The organism is Staphylococcus sp. 510, from assembly GCF_057219715.1.
In genome coordinates this window covers 1-671 of sequence record NZ_JBXVVK010000049.1, presented here as the reverse complement: position 1 = coordinate 671, position 671 = coordinate 1, and the positions used below count along the sequence as shown (strand labels likewise).

Here is a 671-nt window from a genome sequence, read left to right as displayed (position 1 = left end):
GGCACTGACAAGTCAGCCAACTGCACTACTCTTCCAGCAACCCTAAAGGGTTACTATTTTTTCTTTCTCTTTTTTATTTCTTCTCCTGTAAATGGATCTAAATATTCTTCCATTGAGATTTGATCTGCAACGATATCCTCTTGTAATTGATTTCTTATATAATTTTCAATTACTTTTTTGTTTCTACCTACCGTATCCACATAAAATCCTTTGCACCAAAACTTTCTATTTCCATATCTATATTTTAAGTTAGCATGTCTATCAAAAATCATTAAACTACTTTTCCCTTTTAAATAGCCAACAAAAGATGAAACACCAATTTTTGGCGGGATACTTACTAACATATGAATATGATCTTTACATGCTTCTGCTTCAATTATCTCTACACCTTTTCTTTCACATAATTGACGCAAAATGATGCCTATATCTTTTTTGATTTTTCCATATATCACTTGTCTTCTATATTTTGGAGCAAAGACTATATGATACTTACAATTCCATTTTGTATGTGCTAAACTGTTTGTGTCGGAAGACATTAAAAAGCATCTCCTCGTGTTGTTTATTTTGGTTGGCTGACCAATATTAATTCTAGCACGTAGAGATGCATTTTTTGTGACAATGGTAGAACCTTTTCTGAACCATACGCATAGCGTATGGTTTTCTTTATACAA

1 protein-coding gene is annotated in these 671 nt (G+C 32.2%); it reads right to left on the bottom strand.

Going from position 1 to position 671, the window contains the following annotated elements:
- Nucleotides 1-53 precede the first annotated feature (53 nt).
- Nucleotides 54-536: an IS200/IS605 family transposase gene (gene tnpA / locus AC2D8K_RS12580; protein WP_002450451.1), complete on the bottom strand. Its 483-nt coding sequence runs from the start codon at nt 534-536 to the stop codon at nt 54-56.
- Nucleotides 537-671: the final 135 nt, after the last annotated feature.

Coding starts and splice junctions, on each gene's coding strand:
- tnpA (WP_002450451.1), bottom strand. CDS start 536: ATGTCTTCCGACACAAACAGTTTAGCACATACAAAATGGAATTGTAAG.